The organism is Calditrichia bacterium, from assembly GCA_020634975.1.
GTDB lineage: Bacteria > Calditrichota > Calditrichia > RBG-13-44-9 > J075 > JACKAQ01.
Genome location: JACKAQ010000002.1, coordinates 563,005 through 584,778 on the forward strand (window position 1 = coordinate 563,005; position 21,774 = coordinate 584,778).

Below are 21,774 nucleotides of genomic sequence, written 5' to 3' on the forward strand. Positions count from 1 at the left end.
AACTCATGACCGGCAATCGTTGAAGCATTTGATTCGCTATACAGCTCCTTTCTGTTATTTTTAGCGTATGGTTTATCTAATGATTTACTGCAACGTTTCCGCCCAATCCGGATTGTGATACTCATCGGGGTGCGATGAATGCATCAACGTAAATTGATCGCCACCGATGCGGTCAACAAAAACAAATTCGCTGGTTCCTTCCACCGCATAAATCCAGATTTCGACAGGCTTGGTATATTGCGTCGAAGCTTTAAACCGTTGAATTTCCATCGGTTCGCCATATTTCAAATAAATGCGCCCCTGATCGGAGCTGATGCCGTTGGTGAAATGCGCATCGCAATAGGCGATTCTTTTGAAATATTCCATCATAAATTCGTTTTCGGGGGTCTCGGGCGTTGTATCGCGAGAGCGCCAAAACTGCAGTAAAAACGCCTGTTTGCCATGAGAATCGAGGGAGTGAAACAGCGCTTTTTCCTCTGAACTGGCCAAATATTGAATCTGTTTGGCATACTTTTGAATATCCGCTTTGCCCATCGGGAGTAACATACCTTCGCTTTCCTGCCCGGTAACAACCCTGAAATATTTTTGCAAGCTTGCACCGGTATTGCTCGCGATGTCGATAACCTGCACTTTCAGGCGATATACGCCGGTTTGCAGATCGGCTAACGAAAGTTTATCCAGCCGGGAAATGTTGCTGCGGGTAACCGGCAAGGTCTGGTATTTCAGGTTTTTCACTTCTTTTCCGGTCAAATCGCTGATCGTGTAATTCAGGCTGTAAACCGATGGGTTTTCGACATCAAACGTTAGCCCGTTAATTTCCTGATAAATGGTCAAATCCGTGTGTGTACCATCTGTCCGATAAATTCGGTTAGGGTTGGGAATCATCAAAAATCCCTGCCGGACAAACGCGTTAGGTTCGCTCGCCCGTTGCACATGCGATAAAAATACTGGATCGCTAATCGACAACCGACTTTCGGGCAATGATTTTACCACAAGTGCAGTATTGATCCGACCCTGTTTTTTGTTATCCGCATCGCTAATGTTCACAAAAAGTTGTAACGTATCCGCGCTTATCGAAAAGCGGTTGAGATCCACAAATGTCAGGTTTTCCCGGCTATCCTTTGTGGTATCAATCGCAACAGATTTCAGCGATTCGCTGGCATGAATCAACTGTGATTGCATATCCAAAAATTTTATCTTCACATGAAAACGCACCGAATCCATTTTGCTGGTTTTATTTACCAATTGTCGCAAATCTAAGGCATATTGCAACTCGAGCGCCGTGGTGCCGTTGTTGCCCTGCAATTGACAAACATCGAGATCAAAAGCCAGCATTCCTTTGCTTTGCAACGAAAGCTCAAATGTCGCTAACGGCACACTGCTCTCTGTTTGCGCTAATCCCCACAATGGCAGCAAAAATCCAATGCAGCAAAAAGCCAGCATCATTTTGCGGAGATGCGTCAACATCGTCAAGTGTTTGTTATTTTTGATTTTAGCGATCATTCATATTCCTGTGCATCATCGATTCTAATTACAGCTTCGTCCGTAGTAAAAAGCAAAACGGACATAGCTATTCTGGCGAAAACTGTTCCGGACAATGCGTTGCGGAACATCAGTTTGTGGGTAAACAGACATCCAAAAACGGGTTATAGGCTTAACTCAACCACCTGCGAAAGATTTTTCGGTGTATCGGGATTAATATTTTTTGCCTTTGCGCGATAATAAGCCAGCATCTGCAGCAAAGGCATAAATAACAATGGTTTAAGCAAGTCTGAAAATTCATCCTGAATGTTGATTTCGTAATCCGTGAAATCTGAAAAGCGGCCGTTTGAGTGGGAGTGAAATACCAAAATGTTTGCGCCTAACTTTTTGAGGTCCTTTACGAGTGGAATTTCATATCTGAGAGCAGGTTGGCAACACAAAATGCAAATTAAGGTGTTTTGTGTTGCAGTGGACATAGGTCCGTGGCGATACTCCAGTGCATGAAAAGCGTGGGAAACGGAGATCGTCATTTCCTGCATTTTTAACGAAGCTTCGTTGGCAATGCCCAACATGGGACCTTGCCCCAAAAATACAAATTCCTGCGATAGTCGGTTGGCAGCAATTTTCTGGATAAGTGATTGATTTTTAGTCATTAACGCAAAACTTGCATCGGGGATACTATTCAATTGTGACAGTAAATCCGTGTCGTTTGCCGCAACGGCGGCTAAATAAATGATGCTCAACAACATCGTTGTAAACGAGCCGGTCATCACAACGCTGCGTTCTGTTTCAAAAGGAAATTCCAACCGGTCCTGGCTTTGAGTGCTCATTGCAGATTGAGAATTGCAGGAAATCGCAAATGTTGGAATGTCGAATAAATCCCTGGCGATTTCTGCTGCCTTCACCGTCTCGGTGGTTGTGCCGGAGCGGGAGAGGGGAATAAAAAGGTAGTTGCTTTTCGGGTTAAAAACGATTTCGGGATAAGTTAAAACCTCGGATGCCGGCACAGCAAGGGATCGAATACCGGTTATTAGCTCAAATAAAGAACTCGCTGTTTGTGCAAGATAATAGGATGTCCCGCACCCGGAAAACACCCAGATACGATCTTTAAATTTGTCAACAATGGATTTCAAGGCATCGTTTTGTGAATGCCAATGTACAATAGCTTTCTTCCATCCGGCTTGTTGGCGGAGTATTTCCTGATAGGTAAAGTCACTTTCTTCAGATTTTTCGGACATGAAAGAGCCTCCTTAATTACGCTAAACCAGAATAATTTCAATACCCAAATCCCTGAGCCTGTTGAAATCGTCCTTTTGTATATTTTTATCGGTAATTACTTTGTCCACATCCTGGATTTTGCCGATCACAGACATGCTTCTTTTACCAAATTTTGATGAGTCCGCAACCAGAATTATTTCGCGGGCAATTCTCATCATCAATTGGTTTACGCGGCCTTCCATCATGTTTGGAGTCATCAACCCATAGTCAAAATGAATGCCGTCAACACCCAGAAAAAGCTTGTCTGCATGCAGGTTTTTCAGTGCATCTTCCGCAAACGGCCCGACCAGCGAGAAAGATTTCTCCCGCAAAAATCCGCCGGTTAAAACAACTTCGTTGTGTTGTCCGGCTAATTCAGTTGCAATATTTATGGCGTTGGTAATAACCTTTATATTGATTTTGAGAAATTTAATTCTTCGGGCGATTTGTGTTGTGGTAGATCCGGAATCGAGAATTATCGAATCGCCGGGACGAATCATCTCAATGGCTTTGTCTGCAATGCGAAGCTTGGTATCGGTGTGAAGGCGTTCTTTTTCCGTCAAAGCGAGATCAGGAACCGAACCTTCTTTTAAAATTGCCCCACCGTGAACCCGTGAGATAAGCCCTCTTTTTTCCAGAATTTCCAAATCTTTGCGAATCGTAACTTTTGAAATATTTAATGCTGAAGCGACATCCTTTACAACGAGGCGTTTTTTTTGCGAGATGATGTTTTGCAGTTTTTGTCTTCTTTCCTCGGTCAGCATCGTCTTTACCTTTGCGTTTGAGATAAAACTGTCACCGTAAGCTCAGAAGCTCGCCAGTCAATACGAAAGAACTCGCAAGTATTAAAACTTTCTTTATATTGCATTTTCTTTCGTTCTGTTTCGAGTTTATCGAAAAGCGTGCATATTGTCAAGGAATATTTCTCAAATTCACTAAAATTTGTTTCAATTGTAAGATACCGCAACGAACGGCTGATTATCCGAAAACATAAAACAAACCGACCGCGAAGGTCCGTCAATTCAACGGATACACGTTTTTTTGCCAAAAGCGATAGCCGTATTTGAACGCCATATGCCTAACCCGTAATTTTTCGCAGGAATTTTGTATTTCTAAAAATGTTTCGTCAGTAAACAGTTTTGTTTCCTGATTGGTAGAATCCCGGTTGCGATTGCGGTAAGTTTGTGTTGAACTCAATTTAAAATCTGTTGGACTATTCATCGATACTGCTGTTTCGGTGAGTTGCCGGACCAAAAAGCTGGCGCTTTGACAATGACAGCTTCGGAAGATTTTTATGGACCAGAAAAACTGGCTAATAAAAGCATGTAATTTACACGATGAGGCAATACGGCTGCGTCATCAGGGGCGATTAATTCAGGCTGAAAAATTGGCAAAAAAATCGCTGAAAATATTCGAATTCACGCATGAAACCGAGCATACGGATATCGCCAGCGTTTTGGTGAATTTGGGTAGAATTTTGGAGATACGCGGAAAATTAAAACATGCGCAAAACGCGTTTGAACGCGCGACAAATATTTTGTCGAAACTACCCGAAATGAACATCGATATGTTGCGCCTCCGTGTGCAGGCGATCCGCGATCTTGGTGCGATTTACCGGTCTTTGGGTAAATATGAAGCTTCGGAACGAGCATTTCATTTGGCAATACAGATAGGGGAGTCGATGTTTGGTGAAATGGATTTGGATTTGTCTGCGATCTGGAATAATCTGGGAATGCTTTATAAATCGCTGGGCAATTATGAAAAAGCAGAAGTGTATTATTTGAAAGCGCTATCCATCAACGATGCGTTGTTGGGCGAAAAACATCTCTATTCCGCGGTCATTTACCACAATCTGGCTGTCTTGGAGCAGGCACGGGGGCGACTTTCCGACGCTGAAAGATATGCATGGAATGCTGTGGAAATTCGAAAATCTGAATTGGGTAGTGATCACCCTGAGCAATTGGCGGGCATCGAGCTTTTGTCCGCACTAATTGACGCCCAAAGATCAAACGGTAGCAATATATCTGATTCCTCCACCATTTAAAAATCCTCCTTACATTAAAAGGATGAGTGCAAAAGATAGAGCGATTGTGGCTTCACAATTCGCTTTATCTTTTTCCTTAATTCATTTTATGTGCTTGAACGGCGTGTTTTTGAGATGTAATTTGATACAGTCTTATATCGAATCCCGGACATTAATTTGTGTCAAATAGATATGCAATAACGTGGTTTAGGGAGGTTTCTCGCGAAATATCGCCATTCAGTAATTATAGAATGCAAATTGTGAGTGAACAACCTGAACGTCAATTTGTTATTGCAGAAAATGTCTAAAATAAAGGTATAAGGAGATGTGAAATGGTGAATTACAAACTAACTATCAACATTGAGAAAGATCAGTACGGCTACTTTGCGATCTGCCCGGGACTTAAAAATTGCCACGCACAGGCAGAAACCTTCGATCATGTGATGACGAATATCAAAGAGGCAATTGAGTTGTGCCTCGAATCGATGACGGACGAAGAAAAAAAAGAATGCTGCGGCAAAGAAATTCCGTCAACGCATGTGGAAATCAGCGAATGATTGCAGCGTGTTTAGCCGGATCAATCCTGAGTTGTCGATGCTATAACTGCAATTAAACCAACAATTTGTCGCCAAATCGCATTTGGGGTTTGGCGACAATAATCAATTAAAATTGAGTTTTTGATTCAGCAAACTTGCCGCCCAGCCAACCCATTGGCAAATATGCGACTGCCAAATCCAGAACCATAAACCAGACAGGTGAGGGGAGCATGAATGCATTCACAATCCCGCCGAGCATAAAAAATGTGCCGATACCCAACGCAAACCGCATTTTGCGGCTTGCAGCGAACATTCCTGCAACGGCTGCCCCAACCAATGTGCCCAATGCATGTGCCAAAAATGGCGATAAAAAGTGAATCGGTTCGAACAAATGCATGGAATTTTTCAGGCTTTCCATATTGGTCACATCAACGCCGGCGGGTGGCGGGATAATTTCCGATAAAACCATAATCAATCCCATGTTCACAATACTACCGACGATAAAACCTGCAACTACCGCGAATATATTTTTTGCTGTTGGGCTCATTTGGCTCACCTTTATTTAATTTAATTCAACCGGAAATTTAGACGGATCGCCAAAGGTATAAATTTCTTGCGAAATTGGCAAAAAATTATCGGCGAAATCAGCGAAAACCCTGTTCATTCAATTTCCGATACCGGATGTGCACTGGCGGCGAACCATTTGTAAATCGCCGGGATGACCAGCAGCGTGAGCACTGTGGCGGTGATCAGCCCGCCGACGACAACTGTTGCCAGCGGTCGCTGCACTTCGCTGCCGGTGCCGCCGGAAAACAGCAGCGGAATCAGCCCGAGCGCGGTGGTTACTGCGGTCATCAGCACCGGACGGAGCCGAAGCAACGCGCCCTCAACCGATGCCTCATCGACGGATTTGCCTTCGGCAATCAACTGGTTGAAATAGGTGACCAGCACCATCCCGTTTTCCAGTGCGATACCGAACAGTGCAATAAATCCGATCGACGACGGAACAGACAAATTCTGTCCGGTGAGCCATAGCGCCACCACGCCGCCGACCAGCGCCAACGGAATATTCAGCAGAATTAACAGCGTGTTTTTCATCGAGTTAAAACTGGAAAACAGCAGCAAAAAAATGATCAAAAGTGTGATGGGAATGACCACCGCCAGTCGCCGGTTGGCTTCCTGCTGCAGCCGGAATTGTCCGCCCCAGGTCACCGGATATCCCGCCGGCAAATCGATATTTGCCCGGATCGCCGATTGCCCTTCCGCCACAAACGAGCCGATATCTCGATCGTTGACATTGCACTGCACGGTGATGAAGCGTTGATTTCGTTCACGGGTAATTTGCCGGGGACCGACCACCGTTTTCACAGTCGCCAGTTGCGATAGCGGCACGTTAATCCCGCCGGGACCGGGAACGAGAATGTTCTCGATCGCCCGTTCCGTTTCGCGATAATTTTCCGCGAATCGCACCCGCACATCAAATCGCCGGATGCCCTCGAAAATCTGCCCGGCGATTTCGCCGCCGACTGCCGCGCGGATCACGGCTTGCACATCTTCCACGTTGATGCCGTATCGCGCAATCGCCTGCCGGTCAATCCGGATGAGCAGTTGCGGCGTGCCGCTCACCTGATCCACCTGCACATCCGCTGCCCCGCGAATGTCTGAAATCACCGCGGCAATTTCATCCGCTTTCGTTTTGAGAATTTCCAGATCATCGCCGAACAATTTGATGGCCAGTTCCGCACGCACGCCTTCGAGCAGTTCGTCCACGGTCATCTGGATCGGTTGGGTGAAATTTGACAGCACGCCGGGAATTTCCCCAATTTCATCGCGAATCACACGTTCCAGTTCCAACTGGTTGCCTGCGGTTCGCCACTCGTTTTCGGGTTTGAGGAGGATGAACATCTCGGCGCTGTTGATCGGGTCGGTGTGCGCGCCGACTTCTCCGCGCCCGATGCGCGTTACCACGCCGTCAATTTCAGGAATGCCCATCAACCGACGCTCGACAATTTGGGTGATGCGCGTGCTTTCCGTCAGCGAAATTGACGGCGCCATGGTCAGTCTCAGAACGATTGTGCCTTCCTGCAGCGTCGGCGTAAATTCCGATCCGAGTCGCGGAAAAATGAGCAGTCCGATGAGCACCAAAATCCCTGCCAGCCCCACCGCAACGCTGCGCTTTTTCACAAAAAATGTCACCACCGGACGATATGCGCGGGTTAATATTCGCAGGAATGCGTTTTCGCTATGCGACGCTACCGCGCCATTTGCCGGTCGCCGCATTAGCAGATTGGCCAGCACCGGCGCGAGCATCACCGCGAAAAGCAGTGATCCGAGCATAGCCAACGCCACCGCAAACGCCAATGGCGAAAACGTTTTGCCCTCCACGCCATGCAGCGTAAACAGCGGCAAAAACACCACCACAATGATGGAAATCGCAAAAATAATTGGGCGCAACACCGCTTTGCAGGCGCGGGCGATCACCTGCAGCCGCGATTCGTCCGGCGGTGCTTCCCGCAACATCCGGTCGATATTTTCGACCATCACGATAGTGCCGTCAACCATCATTCCGATGGCAATTGCCAGCCCGCCAAATGACATCAGATTGGCGGAAATATTGAAATATCGCATGCCAATCATCGCAAATAAAATAGAAAACGGGATTGAAATCGCTACTACCAGACTCGGGCGGATCGATCCCATGAACGCGAACAATACCAACACAACCAGCACAATACCAATGTATAGCGCGTCGGTTACGGTTTGGATGCAGGCTTCAACCAGCGTTTTCTGTTCGTAATACGGCACGATGCGCACACCTTCGGGGAGGATGTTGTTGATCTCCGCCATCTTCGCTTCCACCGCGCCGATCACGGTGGACGAATTTGTGCCGTACAGCTTCACGACCATCCCGGAAACGACTTCTTCCGCGCCGTTGCGGGTTTGCACGCCGCGCCGGATCGCCCCGCCGATGGTCACATCCGCAAGCTGGCGCAGATACACCGGCGTGCCGTCCACCGCCTTGATGACGATGCTTTCCAGATCGTCGATATTCGAGGCTAGCCCGACCGATCGCACCACAAATTCTTCGGAATTTTTCTCGATGAACTGCGCGCCGACGTTCAGGTTGTTCGCGTGAATTTTATCCACAATTTCGGTGATGGTGACGCCGTATCGCAGCAGCGATTTCGGATCGACATCGACGTGATACTGCTTTTCCCACCCGCCGATGCCCAGCACCTCGGTAACGCCGGGAACGGTTTGCAACTGGAATTTAACCAGCCAATCCTGAATTGTGCGCATTTCTTCCAGCGAATATTTGCCGGATTCGTCTTCCAAATAGTAAAACAGCACCAGCCCCATTCCGGTGGAAATCGGTCCCATTTGCGGATCGCCGAAACCCTCCGGAATTTGCTCGCGCGCTTCCTGCAGCCGTTCGTTGACGAGCTGGCGTGCAAAATAAATATCAGTGCCGTCCTCGAAATAAATGTTCACCACCGACAGCCCGAAATTGGAAACCGAGCGGATATTTTGCAAATTCGGGATGCCGTTCATGGCGACTTCCACGGGATAAGTTACATATTTTTCAACCTCTTCCGGTGCCAATCCTTCGGTAACCGTGAACACCTGCACCAGCGCCGGCGAAACATCCGGGAACGCGTCAATCGGCAATTTCATGTAACTGTAATAACCGGCGACAATTACGACAACGCCCAAAACGAGCATCATCAGCCGGTTTTTCAGAACAAAATCTATACTATTTTGCATATCTTTTTCACCCCCTTAATGTGCGTGACCGTCGCCGAACGCGCCCTTTTCGAGTTCTGCTTTCAGCGTGAAACCGTTTTTTGCCACGTAAATTTCGCCGGGTTGCAATCCGGCGCGAATTTCCACGGCAACGTGATTTTCACGCCCGATGCTCACCGGTTGCGGTCTGAATCCGTCCGGCGTTTTCACAAAAACCACGGTGCGATTTTCAAATCGCTCCAGCGCGGATTTCGGCACGGCAACCGGCACTTCAATCGCAGCGGTGACGACTTCGGCGTTCACAAACAAGCCCGGTCGCCAGTGTCCGTTCGGGTTTGCGACAATCACCCGGGCGGTGGCGGTGCGTTTCGCTTCGCTCATCGTCGGACTGATATACGATACTTTTCCGGTGAACGGCGGCATCGATTCCCCGGCAGAAATCGTCGCCCGCTGCCCGACCTGCACGTGCTCCAAATCTTTTTGAAACACAGCGAGATCCGCCCACACATAGCTGAGATCAGCGATGATGATATCGTGGCTGTTGTCGTTGACAGCTTCGCCTTTGGTGAGGTGCATCTCGATGATGGTGCCGTCGATCAGCGAGGTGATTTCGTACGGCGCGAGGCTTTCGTTGCTTTCGATGATTGCCAGCACATCGCCGGCGCTCACGCGATCACCGATTTTTTTGTGCACTTTTTTGACAATCCCGGGAAATCGCGGGATGATGTGCGCCAGCCGGTCGGGATCGATGACAATTTCGCCGGTCAAGTCGCGGTGTTGCTGGACCGTTCCGGCGCTTGCAGTATCGATTTCGATGCCGAATTCCGCCAGTTCCGCATCCGATAATTGCAACATCTCGCTGTGAGAATCGTGTTCCGCATGCGCCGATGCAGACGCTTGTTCCGGTGCTTCCGGCTGGCTTTGCGAACACGCCAACAGCAGCCAAAACGCTGCTAGCGCAATCATTCCGGTCAAGGTATTTTTTGATGATTTATGGGATGTCATTTTGTTTATCCTGTTTTTTACTGTCATATTTTTAAACTCGTTAACTCTGCGCTTTCCGCGCCCGCTGCGGTTAATTCTACCTAAAAATATCAATGAATTTTCCGGGCGATTAATCGTTCAATGCGAACGGCTGTTTCGTGCAACTCGCGCAATGCATGCAAATAGCGATCGCGCGATTCAAACAGCGTGCGCTGGGCGTCCAGCACATCCAGAAAATCGAATCGACCCTGCAAATAACCGTCGCGAATACTGGCATATGCCTTTTCCGCCTGCGGAATTATTTGCTCCCGGAGCGCCGATATCTCGCTGCGTGTTGCACCAAAAGCGTTGTATGCCTCCGAAAGTTCGGTAGCAAGTGCCAGTTTTGCCGCTTCGAATTCCTTTTCAGATTTCGCCAAATTCAGCCGGGCAGCTTCGCGATTGCCCTGATTGCGATCGGCAATCGGCAGTGGCAGGGATAATCCCACCACAAATGCAATATCGCCGCTTTCATTCATGTGACGAACGCCGCCGCTCACGGTCGGATCGGGAATCACTTTTGCATCCGCAACCGCGATTTCGGCTTTGCGATGGGCCATTTCCGCAGCAAAACGCCGCAAATCCGGGTTGTTCGAAAGCTGATTCTGCAACGTATCTTCCGGCGGGAGCGTAAATTCAATGTCAATATTTCCGGTGACCCGGGAAAGATGCGCATCGCGGCTGCCCCAGGTTGCCGCAAGCCGTTTGCGGGCAGATTCACGCAGTTGCTCCGCTTTTTTCAGCGCGATGGCATTTTGTGCCAGCACAATTTCCGCGCGTGAAGCTTCCGCCGGCGATACCTTTCCGGCGGCAACCCGCTGACGGGTGGTTTCCAGCAGGCTTTCAGAAAGCTTCAGCAATTCGGTTTTCGCGTCAATATCCGCCTGCGTAATCAGCAATCGGTTGAATGCGTTATGCACTTCTGCATACAAATCCAGCCGTATGCGTTCCGCATCCCATGCTGCCAAATCGCTTTCGAAAGCGGTGACGTCCATCTGTTTGCGGCGTTTGTCGCTCAACAAAATCTGTTGACTTAACGCAATGGTTGTTTCGATGCCATCTGTGCCGCGCAAGCTGCCGGAACCGCCAAAATTTTCAAATTCAAGATCGATTTCAGGGTTCGGGCGATTCGCCATTTGAATAGTTCGCGCTTCCGCCGAATGTATTTCGATGATCGCCGCGGCTAATCCCGGATTGTTTTGGAGAGCCAACGCCAATGCATCTGCAAAAGTAATTTGGCCGTATGGCTGAACCGGTTGGCGACTCTCCGAAACAGCGCTGTTGTGTTCGGTTAACTGGAAATTTATCGATGATTCCGGTCGGAGGGCTGCTGCCCGGTTTACGCTGCAACCGCAGAGCAACAGCAACAGGCATCCAACCCAAATTATTGGATTTCGGAACATAAATACCCCACTGTAAAAGTGCGTATGTACGTATTTTTCCGGTTTACGGTATTCATCCGTAACTGGATTTTTTATGATTGATTGGAGAAAAAGGGTGGGTTCAAATCAAAAGAACAGTGCTTTTAAGCGACTCTATTACGTTGGTTGAAATGATTACTGCGCCAATTGTGACTTTCTGAATTGGTTCGTCTGCAGAAAATTTTAGCGGTAAATGAATGGCGGCAGAAAATTCAGGTGTCTGAAGATCGAGATCGTTTTTGGAGATGCGGCTTTGTTCGTCCCGGCAATCGGAATTCAGCGACACATCGCGGCATTCACCGCAATGGCTGGCTTCCGAATTGCAGTGCAGCACCAACGATTCGCTAAATACTGCCGAATCAATTTGCCCGGATTCTTCGCATGAATTGCTGTCGCTGCTGCGCTCCACTGCCACATGGCCATCGTTGCCAATGCACAGCACAAATCCGGTCAACGCGCCGTGCAGCACCAAAAAGTGCAAAACGAATACGGTTGAAAAGATAAAACTGAGTCGTTTTTTATGGTGATAGAATGTTTTCATTTTTCGGTTTTACCGTGCAACAATTTTTTGATTAACATGCAGCGATAATCTGAACAATATCCGCTGCGAAATCAAGTCACGATTCATAAAATAATTTGCCAATTAGTGTTGATCCACCGGATCAGCATATTTTTTTTGCAACGCAGTCAGCTCGTTGCCCAACTGTTCGCGAATCGAAACGGAATTGGGATCATCGAAAATATTGTGCATTTCATTTGGATCGGATTGCAGATCGAACAATTCCCAGGTATCCGGTGCATCGTAAAAATGGATCAATTTGTAGCGATCCGTACGAATGCCGTAGTGTTTCCGGACATCGTGCCAGCCGTGCGGATATTCGTAATAATGGTAATAAATAGCCGTTCGCCAATCCGCAACGGGCTTCCCGGAAAACAGCGGTTTCAGCGATTGACCTTGCATATCATCAGGGATGTCGGTGTTTGCCAGATCCAGAAATGTCGGCGCGAAATCGAGGTTTTGCACCAAATCCGTGTTCACGCTGCCCGGCGCAATTTCCCGGGGAAAACGGATCAGCAGCGGCATCGACAGCGACGGTTCATACATGAACCGTTTGTCGTACCAGCCGTGTTCACCGAGATAAAATCCCTGATCGGATGTGTAAACCACGATTGTATTTTTTGCCAAATCGTGCGCATCGAGATAATCCAGCAACTTGCCAACGCCGTCATCAACGGACAAAACGCAGCGCAGGTAATCCTTCATATATCGCTGATATTTCCATTTCAGCAACGCTTCGCCGCTCAAATTGGCGTCGCGGAACGCGGCATTTACGGAATCGTAATGAGCATCCCATGCGGCTTTTTGATCGGGCGTAAATAATTCGTAAGTGCTTTTCCAAATTTCCACAATGTTTTCTGCAAATTTTGTATTTCCGCCGGAGCCGGTTTCGGTTTCGTAATCGCCCGGATGCAATTTCATGTCGTAAGACAGATACATATCAGAAATGCGCATGTCCGCTTCGGCGGCTGCGGATCGCCCGGCGTAATCGTCGAACAGTGTTTCGGGATACGGTAAATCCTGATTAAATTTTTCGAGATATTTGGTGTCCGGCATCCAGTTGCGATGCGGCGCTTTGTGGTGTACCAACATGCAGAAGGGTTTGTCCGGATCGCGATTGTCCAGCGCGGCGATAGCCTTTTCGGTGATTATGTCCGTTGTGTATCCGGTTAGCTCTTTTCGTTCACCATTTTCGATGAAAATCGGGTTGTAATATCTGCCCTGACCAACCAGCACTTCCCAATTATCGAAACCGGTTGGCGCAGATTTCAGGTGCCATTTGCCGATCATCGCGGTGTAATATCCGGCGTTTTGGAGCAGTTTCGGGAAGGTGGTCTGGGTGCTGTCGAACCGGTCGCGGTTATCGCGTAACCCATTCAAATGACTGAATTTACCGGTGAGTAAAACTGCCCGGCTCGGTCCGCAGATCGAGTTGGTGACGAAGCTGTTTTCGAAGCGCATGCCCTCATCTGCCAGCCGGTCGATATTCGGCGTTTGGATGAGGTTGCTACCATACGCGCTGATCGCATTTTCCGCGTGATCGTCGCTCATGATGAATAAAATATTCGGGCGTTTTTCCGGTTGATTGGCGCCAATTTGCCCAATCGACAGTGACATAAAAATCGTAATCAGTGTTGCTAAAAGTTGATGATTTCTCATGATACCTGCGTTTTTTTGGTGAAAGTTTTCTGCAAGTGAGAGCCAAAAATAGCCCATTATTCGGCGGTGCCGATTAGCGTAAATGCCGCCCAATCTTTGGGATCCGGGAATTTTTTTCGCGTTTCGATCATCGCGTTTTGGAGCGCGAGCGCTTTGTTGCCATGTCGTAAATATTCCGTGTAAAAATGGATCATCAATTCTTTGGTCGATTCGTCATCCACCTGCCACAAACTGACCAGTAGCGACCGCGCTCCGGCAGCCAAAAATGCCCGGGTAAATCCGATCGTGCCCTGCCCCAAAACTTTGCCCAATCCGGTTTGGCAGGCGCTGAGCGTTACCAAATCCGCTTTCAGGAAAAAGTTATTAACGATTGTCCGGGCATCCAAAATTCCCGGAAATTCGGGTTTTGGCGGCGCCATTTTTGCGGACATCCGGGATAAATCGTCGTTCGGATCATTCAATTTTACAGCGAGTCGTGGATCACCGGGAAACGCCAGTTGCGCAGATTGCGGTTGTAAATCGATATCGCCGGGTTCCAGTTCGCTCAAAACCACAAACGAACTCAGCGGATCGTCAATGCAGGCAAAGCCGTGCGTTGCAAAATGCAGCACGCTGAAATCCTGATGCCAGGCTTCCAGCCGCAGCCGGTCTGCCTGTTTGCCGATAAACAGCTCCGATCGATCGCGACCGAACAACTGTGCAATCGCTTTTGCCTCGTCCTCTGCGCCGGATAGTTGCGAAAACTTTATTTCTAAACCGCATGATTGCACAAGCTGTGGCATTTGCGGATTTCCGATAATCCAGGCTTTGGGATCACGTTGGTCCGCTGGGCGTTGCTGCGCCGCGATCGACGCCCAATCCTGTTCGGACGGCGCGTACGTGAGCACAAACTGATCGCCAAAATACTGTTCGTTTTTATCCAGCAGCGATGCGAATGGCACAATCCACAGCGAGCGGTGCGGAATAATCACCAGCGTTTGGTTGTCGCCGGATGGCAGCGAATGCCGAATCGGTGCGATGAGCAGTTGAAACAACTGCTGCGCCAATTTGGTATGCGAGCGAATGGTGGAAACATCTGTCGGTAAAAATATCGGCACTGCATTTCGTGACGCCGTTATCCCGCGCGATTGCTGAACGTGCAGCGCGGATCGGTATTCGTTGATCAGCGCATCCAGCGAATCGGGCGATACCGGAACAACGGCACCATTGATATCGTTCTCCGGCGATTTGGTCAAAATAGCTATTTGGTTATCGAGTAAAAAATATTCCAGAAACGTAACTGCTGGCAAATTCTCCGGCGCATTTGCGACTGCTGTTTCGCCCATTTCGGAGGCAATGCCTTGGGATAATTTTTGCTCGAGATCAGGGTCCGGTTGGGAAATTGTGCCGGGAAACAGTTGGTTGGAGGTGATGCCGATTGACGTTTGCGCCATCATATTTGAATTGTTGTTAGCCGTGCCGATCGAGAATTCGTAAAAACTTTGCGGCGATTGCGATTCGAGATAGGTGAGCGGCAAAGTGCCGGAAATCGGCGGTTTGCTGCCCATTTTGGTTTGCCGAAGTGCGGCGAGAGAGCTGCCGCGAAGTTTTTCGATCACCGGTCGCGCGATGCTGAAATCGTTGTTTTTCAACGAAACATTGATAGCCGTTCGGGCATAATCGTTGAGAAATGCCGTTTGATTTTCCAAAAAACTGACCTTTCCTTGATCGGTCGAAAATCTGCCGCCCAAAGATTCTACAATGTCAAAATAGGTTTTGAAATACGCCAACGCTTTCTCATCATCACCGGTTGCGGAATAGCATTTTGCCAACCCGCCGTTGGCATGCCACGCGGTTTCTTCATCGTTTACGGTGGCGTTTTTGGTGAGGGTTTGGTGATAATAATCTGTTGCCGTTTTGATATCGCCGCTTTCGAAATAGGTTGAGGCAAGGTGCGCCAGTGCACGGCAATAGCCACGATTATCGCCGGCGGTTTGATATAAAACCAGCGATTGTTTGATATCCGCAATAGCAGCCGGAAAATCGCCCTCTTCCCGAAATGCGGCACCGCGAGCCAAATACGCTTGCCGAAGCTGATTGGAAATCTGGGCATCAGGTTGTTCGGACAGCAGCGCATCCAGCAGTGTTTTTGCACTGTCTAACTGATTGTTTTTTATGTAGCTCCAAGCAATATTTGCAGAAATGTGCCGTTCTTCGGACACCAGTCCGGAGCGCTTGGCAATTTGCAGCGCCTGCGAATACAATGTTTGCGATTGCGAAAACTGACTTTGTTGCAAATACATATTTCCGGCATTTATGAGCAGCATAACCGATAACCGGGCTTCTGTTTTGGTGGGGTTCTGCGCTAAAAAATCGCCGAAATCGTCAAATGTTGCAGAATACAAATCCGTGACCAACGCAAAACCGTCGCCGGAATTATACCCTTTAGATGACGATTGCAAATCGGACAACGCATCGTCAAACAGGTTTTCGGCTCCCGTTGCGTTTTTGGTTTCGAGAATTTTCAACCCTTTTTCAAAATAGCCGAGCCCCCGTTGATATTCTGAACGAGCTTCATAAAAATTACCAACCATGTTGCAAATAGCCGCGCTGGCGAGAAAATCGTCCACAGATTCAGCTTTGAGTAGCGCTTCCCGGAAAGCGGATAAAACAGCTTCCTTTTGCAAAATGTCATCGGAATTTTGGGCGAGTAACGCCGCGGCTGAATCCGCTTTGCTGACCGCTTCAAAAATTGCATCGCGAGCCGCAGGTTGGGCAAATAATCCGGTGGCAATGGCAATCTGGAAAAATAACCCCACCATAAAGCTGTGTTTATATAAATGTAAAACCTGATTTTTCATGTTGTGCCTTCTGCGAAAAAGGTGATTAACATTTGGCAATCTGCGATAATATGCCCAACATATTCCGGGAAAGCTATTAAAAATCGGGGATTTACAAAGAAAAAGAGCGATTGAGCAGTCTGCAGGAAATTACAATTGCCGGACAACTTTGCAGGGATTTCCGAACGCGAGCACATTAGCCGGTATATTTTTGGTGACGATCGAACCTGCGCCGATCGTCGTATTGTCACCGATGGAAACGCCGGGGAAAACGATGCAACTGCCGCCAATCCATACGTTATCGCCAATCGCCACCGGCGCGGCGGCGGTGTGATAGATGGCGGTGCCGTCGGTTTCATCCCAATTTTGTTTGATGCGATCACTCGCCTTCAACGGATGATACGCCGTATAAATCTGCACATTCGGCGCAATCAACCCGTTTTTTCCGATGGAAATGCGATTGCAATCCAGAAATGTCGCGTTAAAGTTGATAAACGTGTTATCGCCGATAAAAATATTTTCGCCGTAATCGCAAAAAAATGGCGCTTCGATCCACACATTTTTACCCAATTTCCCGAACAATTCTCTCAACGCAGCGGTTTTGGCGGCTGCATCGTGCGATTCAGTGGAATTGAAAATCCGCAATAATCGCCGCGCTTTGTGATACATTTTGATCAACTCGGGATCGCGGGAATTATACGGCTGGCTGGCCAGCATTTTTTCTTTTTCTGTCATTTTCATTCGAAATTGAAACCCAGCAAAACCGTATCTTCTGAATTAAACGCAATGATGCCTTCATTCACAAAACCCAGTTTTTGGAGCAACCCGATCGACGCGATATTGTCCGGTTTGGTGATTGCCACAACGCGTTTGAGTTTGAGCGTATTTTTGGCGAACTCCAGCGTGGCGATTGCGGCTTCCGAAGTGTATCCTTTTTTGAAAAATTCCGGCAGCATCGCAAAACCGATGTCGATATCAGCCATCGTATCGCGTTTGAGCAACCCGCACATACCAACCGGTGTTTGCGAATGTTTCAACGAAACCCGCCACAATCCGAAGCCGTTTTCCGTATAGCTTTTGATCGGACCGTTTCGCAAATAGGTTTTGGCGTCGTCGATATTTCGAACGCCTCTGTCGCCAATGAAACGCAGCCAGCCGTCAGAATTGACCAGTTTTTGGATAAACGGCGCGTCGTTTTCATCAAATTCGCTGATGATTAACCGCTCGGTTTCGATGCTTACGGGCATATTCTCGCTTTCATATTGATGAAACTGTTGATCTATTTTGAGCGAATTTAGGCAGTTTCACGCGATCATCAAAATTATTTTCGCGATTTGCCGGATGAATTTGCACAGTTCGACCGATTCAACTGTTGTAAAAATGCGCCATTTACCGTATTATTTCCGATGAATAAACCGCAGAGCAAAACCATTCGCGTCGAATCTATTTCCAAAACTTTTTCGGGTGACCAACCGGCTGTAAATGCAGTGTCATTCACGATTTCAGACGGCAAAACGCTGGCGTTGATCGGCACCAGCGGCAGCGGAAAAACCACCATTCTGAAGATTTTGAACCGATTGTTGCGACCGGATTCGGGGCGGGTGATCATTCGCGGAACAGATATTTCCGGCACAGATGCGACCGGGCTGCGGCGACAAATCGGATACATTATTCAGGGTGCCGCGCTGTTTCCGCACTGGACGATTTCCCAAAATGTCGGGTTGGTTCCGCGGTTGCTCGGCTGGCGAAAAAAGCGCATTGAATCGCGGGTAACGGAATTGCTGCAACTGGTCGGACTGCCGGACGATTTTCGATCGCGATATCCAGCGGAACTGAGCGGCGGGCAGCAACAACGCGTCGGGATTGCCCGGGCGTTGGCGGCCGATCCGCCCATCATTCTGCTCGACGAACCGTTCTCTGCACTCGACCCGATCACCCGGCGACAGTTGCAGGATGAATTTTTGAACCTTCGCCGCCAGCTCGATAAAACGATGGTACTGGTCACGCACGATCTCGAAGAGGCATTTTTGCTCGCCGACGAAATTTTGGTGCTGGATAGGGGAGAAGTGCAACAAATTGGCTCAGCGGCGGATTTAAGGGACAATCCCGCCAACGATTTTGTGAAACAATTTGTGGAAAGCCAACTGCGATAATGCGAAATTTTAGCAAACATATTGCGTTCCTCAACTTCCTGTTTTTGCTGATATTTACACCCGCAAACTCACAGGAAATTGTAACGATCGGCTCGAAAAATTTTCCCGAATCTCGGGTACTCGGCGAAGTGATGGCACAGCTCATCGAAGCCAAAACCGATTACGCCGTTCAGCGAAAATGGGGGCTCGGCGGCACGCTGATTTGTTTCGAAGCGCTGCGCAATGGAGATATCGATATTTACCCGGAATACACCGGCACCGGCGCAACGGCGATTCTCAACGCACCATCGCTCAGCGTTAATCCGGACAGCTTGTTTGCATTTGTGCAACGGCAATTTCGGCTACAATTTCAGATCGAATGGCTTGCTCCGTTCGGGTTCAATAACACTTACGCAATCGTCGTTTCGCCGGAGATTGCCGCAAATACGCTGACGGAATTGGCGGCTATTGCGGGCGAAATCCGGGCGGGATTTTCTCACGAATTTCTCAATCGTCCGGACGGGTATCCCGGCTTGGCGAAAACCTATCGATTGAAATTTGGCGAGTTACGAGGAATGGAGCACGGGCTCGCGTATCAGGCCATCGCCGCCGGCGAAATCGATTTGACCGACGCATATTCCACCGACGGCAAATTAGAAAAATATCATCTGAAAGCGTTGGCGGATGACATACACTTTTTCCCGCCGTATTTCGCGGCGCCGATGGTGCGCATCGCAACGCTGAAACGGCTGCCGAAATTGGCGGGTGTACTCAAATTGTTGGACAATCGCATCAGTGAAGCCGCAATCCGCCAGATGAATTTTCGGGTGGAAGTGCTCAACGAGCCGTTTGCAACCGTTGCCCGCGATTTTTTGGTGAGTAATAATTTGATCGAAAATACAGCGCCAAAATCGGGGCGCAGCATCGGGCAAATAATTGCGGAAAAAACCACAGAACATCTGTTCCTGACATTTTTGGCGACATTTTTGGCGGTGCTGGTCGGCGTTCCAGTGGGCATCGCGCTGCCGCAGTTCCCGAAATTTGCCGCACCCGTTTTGGGATTTGCGAGCATCGTTCAAACCATTCCCAGTCTGGCAATTTTGGGGCTAATGATTCCGTTGTTCGGCATCGGTACTTTACCGGCGATCATCGCACTGTTTTTGTATGCGCTGCTGCCGGTGCTGCGAAATACGTACAGCGGCATTCGCTCCGTCGATCCGAAATTGAAAGAAGCCGGCACGGCGATGGGCATGACCCGTTTTCAACGGTTGTGGATGCTGGAACTCCCTGTTTCTACGGGATTTATCATGGCTGGCATTCGCACCGCAACGGTGATCAACATTGGTACGGCAACACTGGCGGCGTTCATCGGTGCGGGCGGTTTGGGAGAGTTGATCATTACCGGCATCACTTTGAACGATAAAGCTCGGATCATGCAGGGTGCCATTCCCGCCGCGCTATTGGCATTGTTGATGGATTTTTTGCTGGCGAATTTAGAGAAAAAACTGACACCAAAAGGATTGCAAATCGGTAATCCCGATGAGAAAATATGATCTGGCAATTGCATTTTTGTTAAAATTCAGTTAACGTTGCAAGCATGAAAAAACAACAAGATATATCGGAAAAACTGAAAGCTTTTTGGCGCTATCTGAATGCGTCGGAGCAGCGATTCAATATTGCGGTTTTGGTGGGAATCGCCATTTATCTCACCCTGATCGGAAAATTGATCAAAACCCGGCCGGACCACATTTTTTTTGCGCTGATTATTTTTGCTTTTGCAGTGCTCGGTAAAAAATGGGGCAAAATGTTGCTCACAGATTGGGCACCGTGGATTTTTTTCTGGATGGCATATGATATGATGCGCGGCGTCGCCGATACCTTCCGAAGTACGATAAATATTGCTCAACCCTACGAAATCGAGAAATCCCTGTTTGGCTGGCTGACTCCGGCGGATATTCCGGCGTTTTATTTTCAAAGCTGGCAACAGCTGCACGAAAGCGATTTCTTGAAAACATTTTTCGACGTGTTTACTTCCAATATTTATGCGATTCATTTTCCAATGCCGCTGATTATCGGGTGGATAATCTGGCACACACTGAACGACAGACGCAATTATTATCAACTGATTTATACGCTTACTGTGCTCAATTTTATGGCGTTGGTTACGTTTATGCTGTATCCTGCCGCGCCGCCCTGGTATGTTTTTGAGCACGGATTTGTTCAGCCAACCGGCGAGTTTTTAGAAGCTGCCGGCGCACTCGTCAATTTCGATAAACTCATTGGTAGCAACGTGTTACGGTCGATTTGGAACACGTTTAATTCCAATAAATTTGCGGCAATTCCATCGCTGCATTCGGGATATCCGAGCGCCATTGCGCTGTTTATGTGGCTGCGATTTGGCGGCAAACACTGGCTCTGGATTCTCTATCCGGCAGCGGCGTGGTTTTCTGCCGTGTATCTCAATCATCATTATATAATTGATCTGATCATCGGTTCGCTGTATGCATTTACTGCGTATGCGTTCACAAAATATATTTTGATACCCAAACTTTTTGATCGTATCGTTAATTTTGATTTGGGATCGAAAGAAATGTTGGTCGTGCAGCGAAACGCCATCAACCCACAGGATTCGTAAATGAAAGCGGTTATCCAACGCGTTACTCATGGCAGCGTTACCGTTGATGATAAAATTATTGGGAAAATTGGGCACGGTTTTGTAATTTTGCTCGGCATTACTCATGATGATGCAACGGAAGACGCGGATTATTTGGCAGAGAAAATTGTTCATTTGCGTGTTTTTGAAGATGCTGATGGCAAAATGAATCGCAGTTTGGCAGATGTTGGCGGCAGCATGTTGGTCATTTCCCAATTCACGTTATTTGCCAACACCCGAAAAGGGCGGCGACCCAGTTTTATCGACGCAGCCCGCCCGGAAGTTGCGATTCCGTTGTATGAATATTTTATGGAAAAATCACGATCGTTGAGTATTCCGGTGGAATGCGGTGAATTTGGTGCAATGATGGCAGTTGAAATTCACAACGATGGACCGGTTACCATCATCATCGACAGCCGCGACCGCCTGTCGCCGCGTCGAGATTAATTTTAAAAAATACAAATGG

Annotated in this window: 18 protein-coding genes; 6 read left to right on the top strand and 12 right to left on the bottom strand. The window is 48.3% G+C overall.

Annotated elements, in window-relative coordinates:
• Positions 1-84 precede the first annotated feature (84 nt).
• The 3 genes from H6629_16725 to H6629_16735 form a co-directional block, all read right to left on the bottom strand.
• Positions 85-1,503 carry a GWxTD domain-containing protein gene (locus H6629_16725; GenBank protein ID MCB9069436.1) on the bottom strand — a complete coding sequence of 473 codons (1,419 nt, stop codon included), beginning with the start codon at positions 1,501-1,503 and terminating at the stop codon, positions 85-87.
• 143 nt (positions 1,504-1,646) lie between these two features.
• Positions 1,647-2,720 carry an SIS domain-containing protein gene (locus H6629_16730; GenBank protein MCB9069437.1) on the bottom strand — a complete coding sequence of 358 codons (1,074 nt, stop codon included), beginning with the start codon at positions 2,718-2,720 and terminating at the stop codon, positions 1,647-1,649.
• A gap of 21 nt (positions 2,721-2,741) precedes the next feature.
• Positions 2,742-3,503 (bottom strand): DeoR/GlpR transcriptional regulator, encoded by a 762-nt coding sequence (locus tag H6629_16735; protein ID MCB9069438.1) that lies wholly within the window; start codon positions 3,501-3,503, stop codon positions 2,742-2,744.
• A gap of 530 nt (positions 3,504-4,033) precedes the next feature.
• Between H6629_16735 and H6629_16740 the strand changes: the two genes are divergently transcribed.
• On the top strand, positions 4,034-4,783 hold the full coding sequence (locus H6629_16740; protein MCB9069439.1) for a tetratricopeptide repeat protein: 750 nt from the start codon (positions 4,034-4,036) through the stop codon (positions 4,781-4,783).
• A 314-nt stretch (positions 4,784-5,097) separates the two neighbouring features.
• Entirely contained in the window at positions 5,098-5,319 is a 222-nt protein-coding gene (locus H6629_16745; protein ID MCB9069440.1) for a type II toxin-antitoxin system HicB family antitoxin, read from the top strand.
• Between the two features lie 106 nt (positions 5,320-5,425).
• Here H6629_16745 and H6629_16750 read toward each other — a convergent pair whose 3' ends face one another.
• From H6629_16750 to H6629_16790, 9 genes are all read right to left on the bottom strand, one after another.
• Positions 5,426-5,845, bottom strand: a complete 420-nt coding sequence (locus tag H6629_16750) for a hypothetical protein (GenBank protein ID MCB9069441.1) — start codon at positions 5,843-5,845, stop codon at positions 5,426-5,428.
• 113 nt (positions 5,846-5,958) lie between these two features.
• Positions 5,959-9,063: an efflux RND transporter permease subunit gene (locus H6629_16755; protein ID MCB9069442.1), complete on the bottom strand. Its 3,105-nt coding sequence runs from the start codon at positions 9,061-9,063 to the stop codon at positions 5,959-5,961.
• A 15-nt stretch (positions 9,064-9,078) separates the two neighbouring features.
• Positions 9,079-10,047, bottom strand: a complete 969-nt coding sequence (locus tag H6629_16760) for an efflux RND transporter periplasmic adaptor subunit (GenBank protein ID MCB9069443.1) — start codon at positions 10,045-10,047, stop codon at positions 9,079-9,081.
• Positions 10,048-10,136: 89 nt separating this feature from the next.
• Entirely contained in the window at positions 10,137-11,468 is a 1,332-nt protein-coding gene (locus H6629_16765; protein ID MCB9069444.1) for a TolC family protein, read from the bottom strand.
• A 100-nt stretch (positions 11,469-11,568) separates the two neighbouring features.
• Positions 11,569-12,027, bottom strand: coding sequence for a hypothetical protein (locus H6629_16770; protein ID MCB9069445.1), 459 nt, complete (start codon positions 12,025-12,027; stop codon positions 11,569-11,571).
• Positions 12,028-12,129: 102 nt separating this feature from the next.
• On the bottom strand, positions 12,130-13,704 hold the full coding sequence (locus H6629_16775) for a sulfatase (GenBank protein ID MCB9069446.1): 1,575 nt from the start codon (positions 13,702-13,704) through the stop codon (positions 12,130-12,132).
• 56 nt (positions 13,705-13,760) lie between these two features.
• Positions 13,761-16,544: a CHAT domain-containing protein gene (locus H6629_16780; GenBank protein ID MCB9069447.1), complete on the bottom strand. Its 2,784-nt coding sequence runs from the start codon at positions 16,542-16,544 to the stop codon at positions 13,761-13,763.
• Positions 16,545-16,673: 129 nt separating this feature from the next.
• Positions 16,674-17,258 (bottom strand): sugar O-acetyltransferase, encoded by a 585-nt coding sequence (locus H6629_16785; protein MCB9069448.1) that lies wholly within the window; start codon positions 17,256-17,258, stop codon positions 16,674-16,676.
• A gap of 2 nt (positions 17,259-17,260) precedes the next feature.
• Entirely contained in the window at positions 17,261-17,770 is a 510-nt protein-coding gene (locus tag H6629_16790; GenBank protein ID MCB9069449.1) for a GNAT family N-acetyltransferase, read from the bottom strand.
• Positions 17,771-17,929: 159 nt separating this feature from the next.
• Here H6629_16790 and H6629_16795 point away from each other — a divergent pair, with 159 nt between their 5' ends.
• The 4 genes from H6629_16795 to H6629_16810 all read left to right on the top strand — a co-directional run bounded on the left by H6629_16795 (position 17,930) and on the right by H6629_16810 (position 21,755).
• The gene (locus H6629_16795) at positions 17,930-18,676 is read left to right on the top strand and encodes an ATP-binding cassette domain-containing protein (GenBank protein ID MCB9069450.1); all 747 of its coding nucleotides are present in this window, start codon (positions 17,930-17,932) and stop codon (positions 18,674-18,676) included.
• A 794-nt stretch (positions 18,677-19,470) separates the two neighbouring features.
• On the top strand, positions 19,471-20,208 hold the full coding sequence (locus H6629_16800) for an ABC transporter permease (protein MCB9069451.1): 738 nt from the start codon (positions 19,471-19,473) through the stop codon (positions 20,206-20,208).
• A 44-nt stretch (positions 20,209-20,252) separates the two neighbouring features.
• Positions 20,253-21,290 (top strand): inositol phosphorylceramide synthase, encoded by a 1,038-nt coding sequence (locus H6629_16805; protein MCB9069452.1) that lies wholly within the window; start codon positions 20,253-20,255, stop codon positions 21,288-21,290.
• Entirely contained in the window at positions 21,291-21,755 is a 465-nt protein-coding gene (locus tag H6629_16810) for a D-tyrosyl-tRNA(Tyr) deacylase (GenBank protein ID MCB9069453.1), read from the top strand.
• Positions 21,756-21,774 lie beyond the last annotated feature (19 nt).

Coding starts and splice junctions, on each gene's coding strand:
- H6629_16725 (MCB9069436.1), bottom strand. CDS start 1,503: ATGATCGCTAAAATCAAAAATAACAAACACTTGACGATGTTGACGCAT.
- H6629_16730 (MCB9069437.1), bottom strand. CDS start 2,720: ATGTCCGAAAAATCTGAAGAAAGTGACTTTACCTATCAGGAAATACTC.
- H6629_16735 (MCB9069438.1), bottom strand. CDS start 3,503: ATGCTGACCGAGGAAAGAAGACAAAAACTGCAAAACATCATCTCGCAA.
- H6629_16740 (MCB9069439.1), top strand. CDS start 4,034: ATGGACCAGAAAAACTGGCTAATAAAAGCATGTAATTTACACGATGAG.
- H6629_16750 (MCB9069441.1), bottom strand. CDS start 5,845: ATGAGCCCAACAGCAAAAAATATATTCGCGGTAGTTGCAGGTTTTATC.
- H6629_16755 (MCB9069442.1), bottom strand. CDS start 9,063: ATGCAAAATAGTATAGATTTTGTTCTGAAAAACCGGCTGATGATGCTC.
- H6629_16760 (MCB9069443.1), bottom strand. CDS start 10,047: ATGACATCCCATAAATCATCAAAAAATACCTTGACCGGAATGATTGCG.
- H6629_16765 (MCB9069444.1), bottom strand. CDS start 11,468: ATGTTCCGAAATCCAATAATTTGGGTTGGATGCCTGTTGCTGTTGCTC.
- H6629_16770 (MCB9069445.1), bottom strand. CDS start 12,027: ATGAAAACATTCTATCACCATAAAAAACGACTCAGTTTTATCTTTTCA.
- H6629_16775 (MCB9069446.1), bottom strand. CDS start 13,704: ATGAGAAATCATCAACTTTTAGCAACACTGATTACGATTTTTATGTCA.
- H6629_16780 (MCB9069447.1), bottom strand. CDS start 16,544: ATGAAAAATCAGGTTTTACATTTATATAAACACAGCTTTATGGTGGGG.
- H6629_16785 (MCB9069448.1), bottom strand. CDS start 17,258: ATGACAGAAAAAGAAAAAATGCTGGCCAGCCAGCCGTATAATTCCCGC.
- H6629_16790 (MCB9069449.1), bottom strand. CDS start 17,770: ATGCCCGTAAGCATCGAAACCGAGCGGTTAATCATCAGCGAATTTGAT.
- H6629_16795 (MCB9069450.1), top strand. CDS start 17,930: ATGAATAAACCGCAGAGCAAAACCATTCGCGTCGAATCTATTTCCAAA.
- H6629_16800 (MCB9069451.1), top strand. CDS start 19,471: ATGAATTTTCGGGTGGAAGTGCTCAACGAGCCGTTTGCAACCGTTGCC.
- H6629_16805 (MCB9069452.1), top strand. CDS start 20,253: ATGAAAAAACAACAAGATATATCGGAAAAACTGAAAGCTTTTTGGCGC.
- H6629_16810 (MCB9069453.1), top strand. CDS start 21,291: ATGAAAGCGGTTATCCAACGCGTTACTCATGGCAGCGTTACCGTTGAT.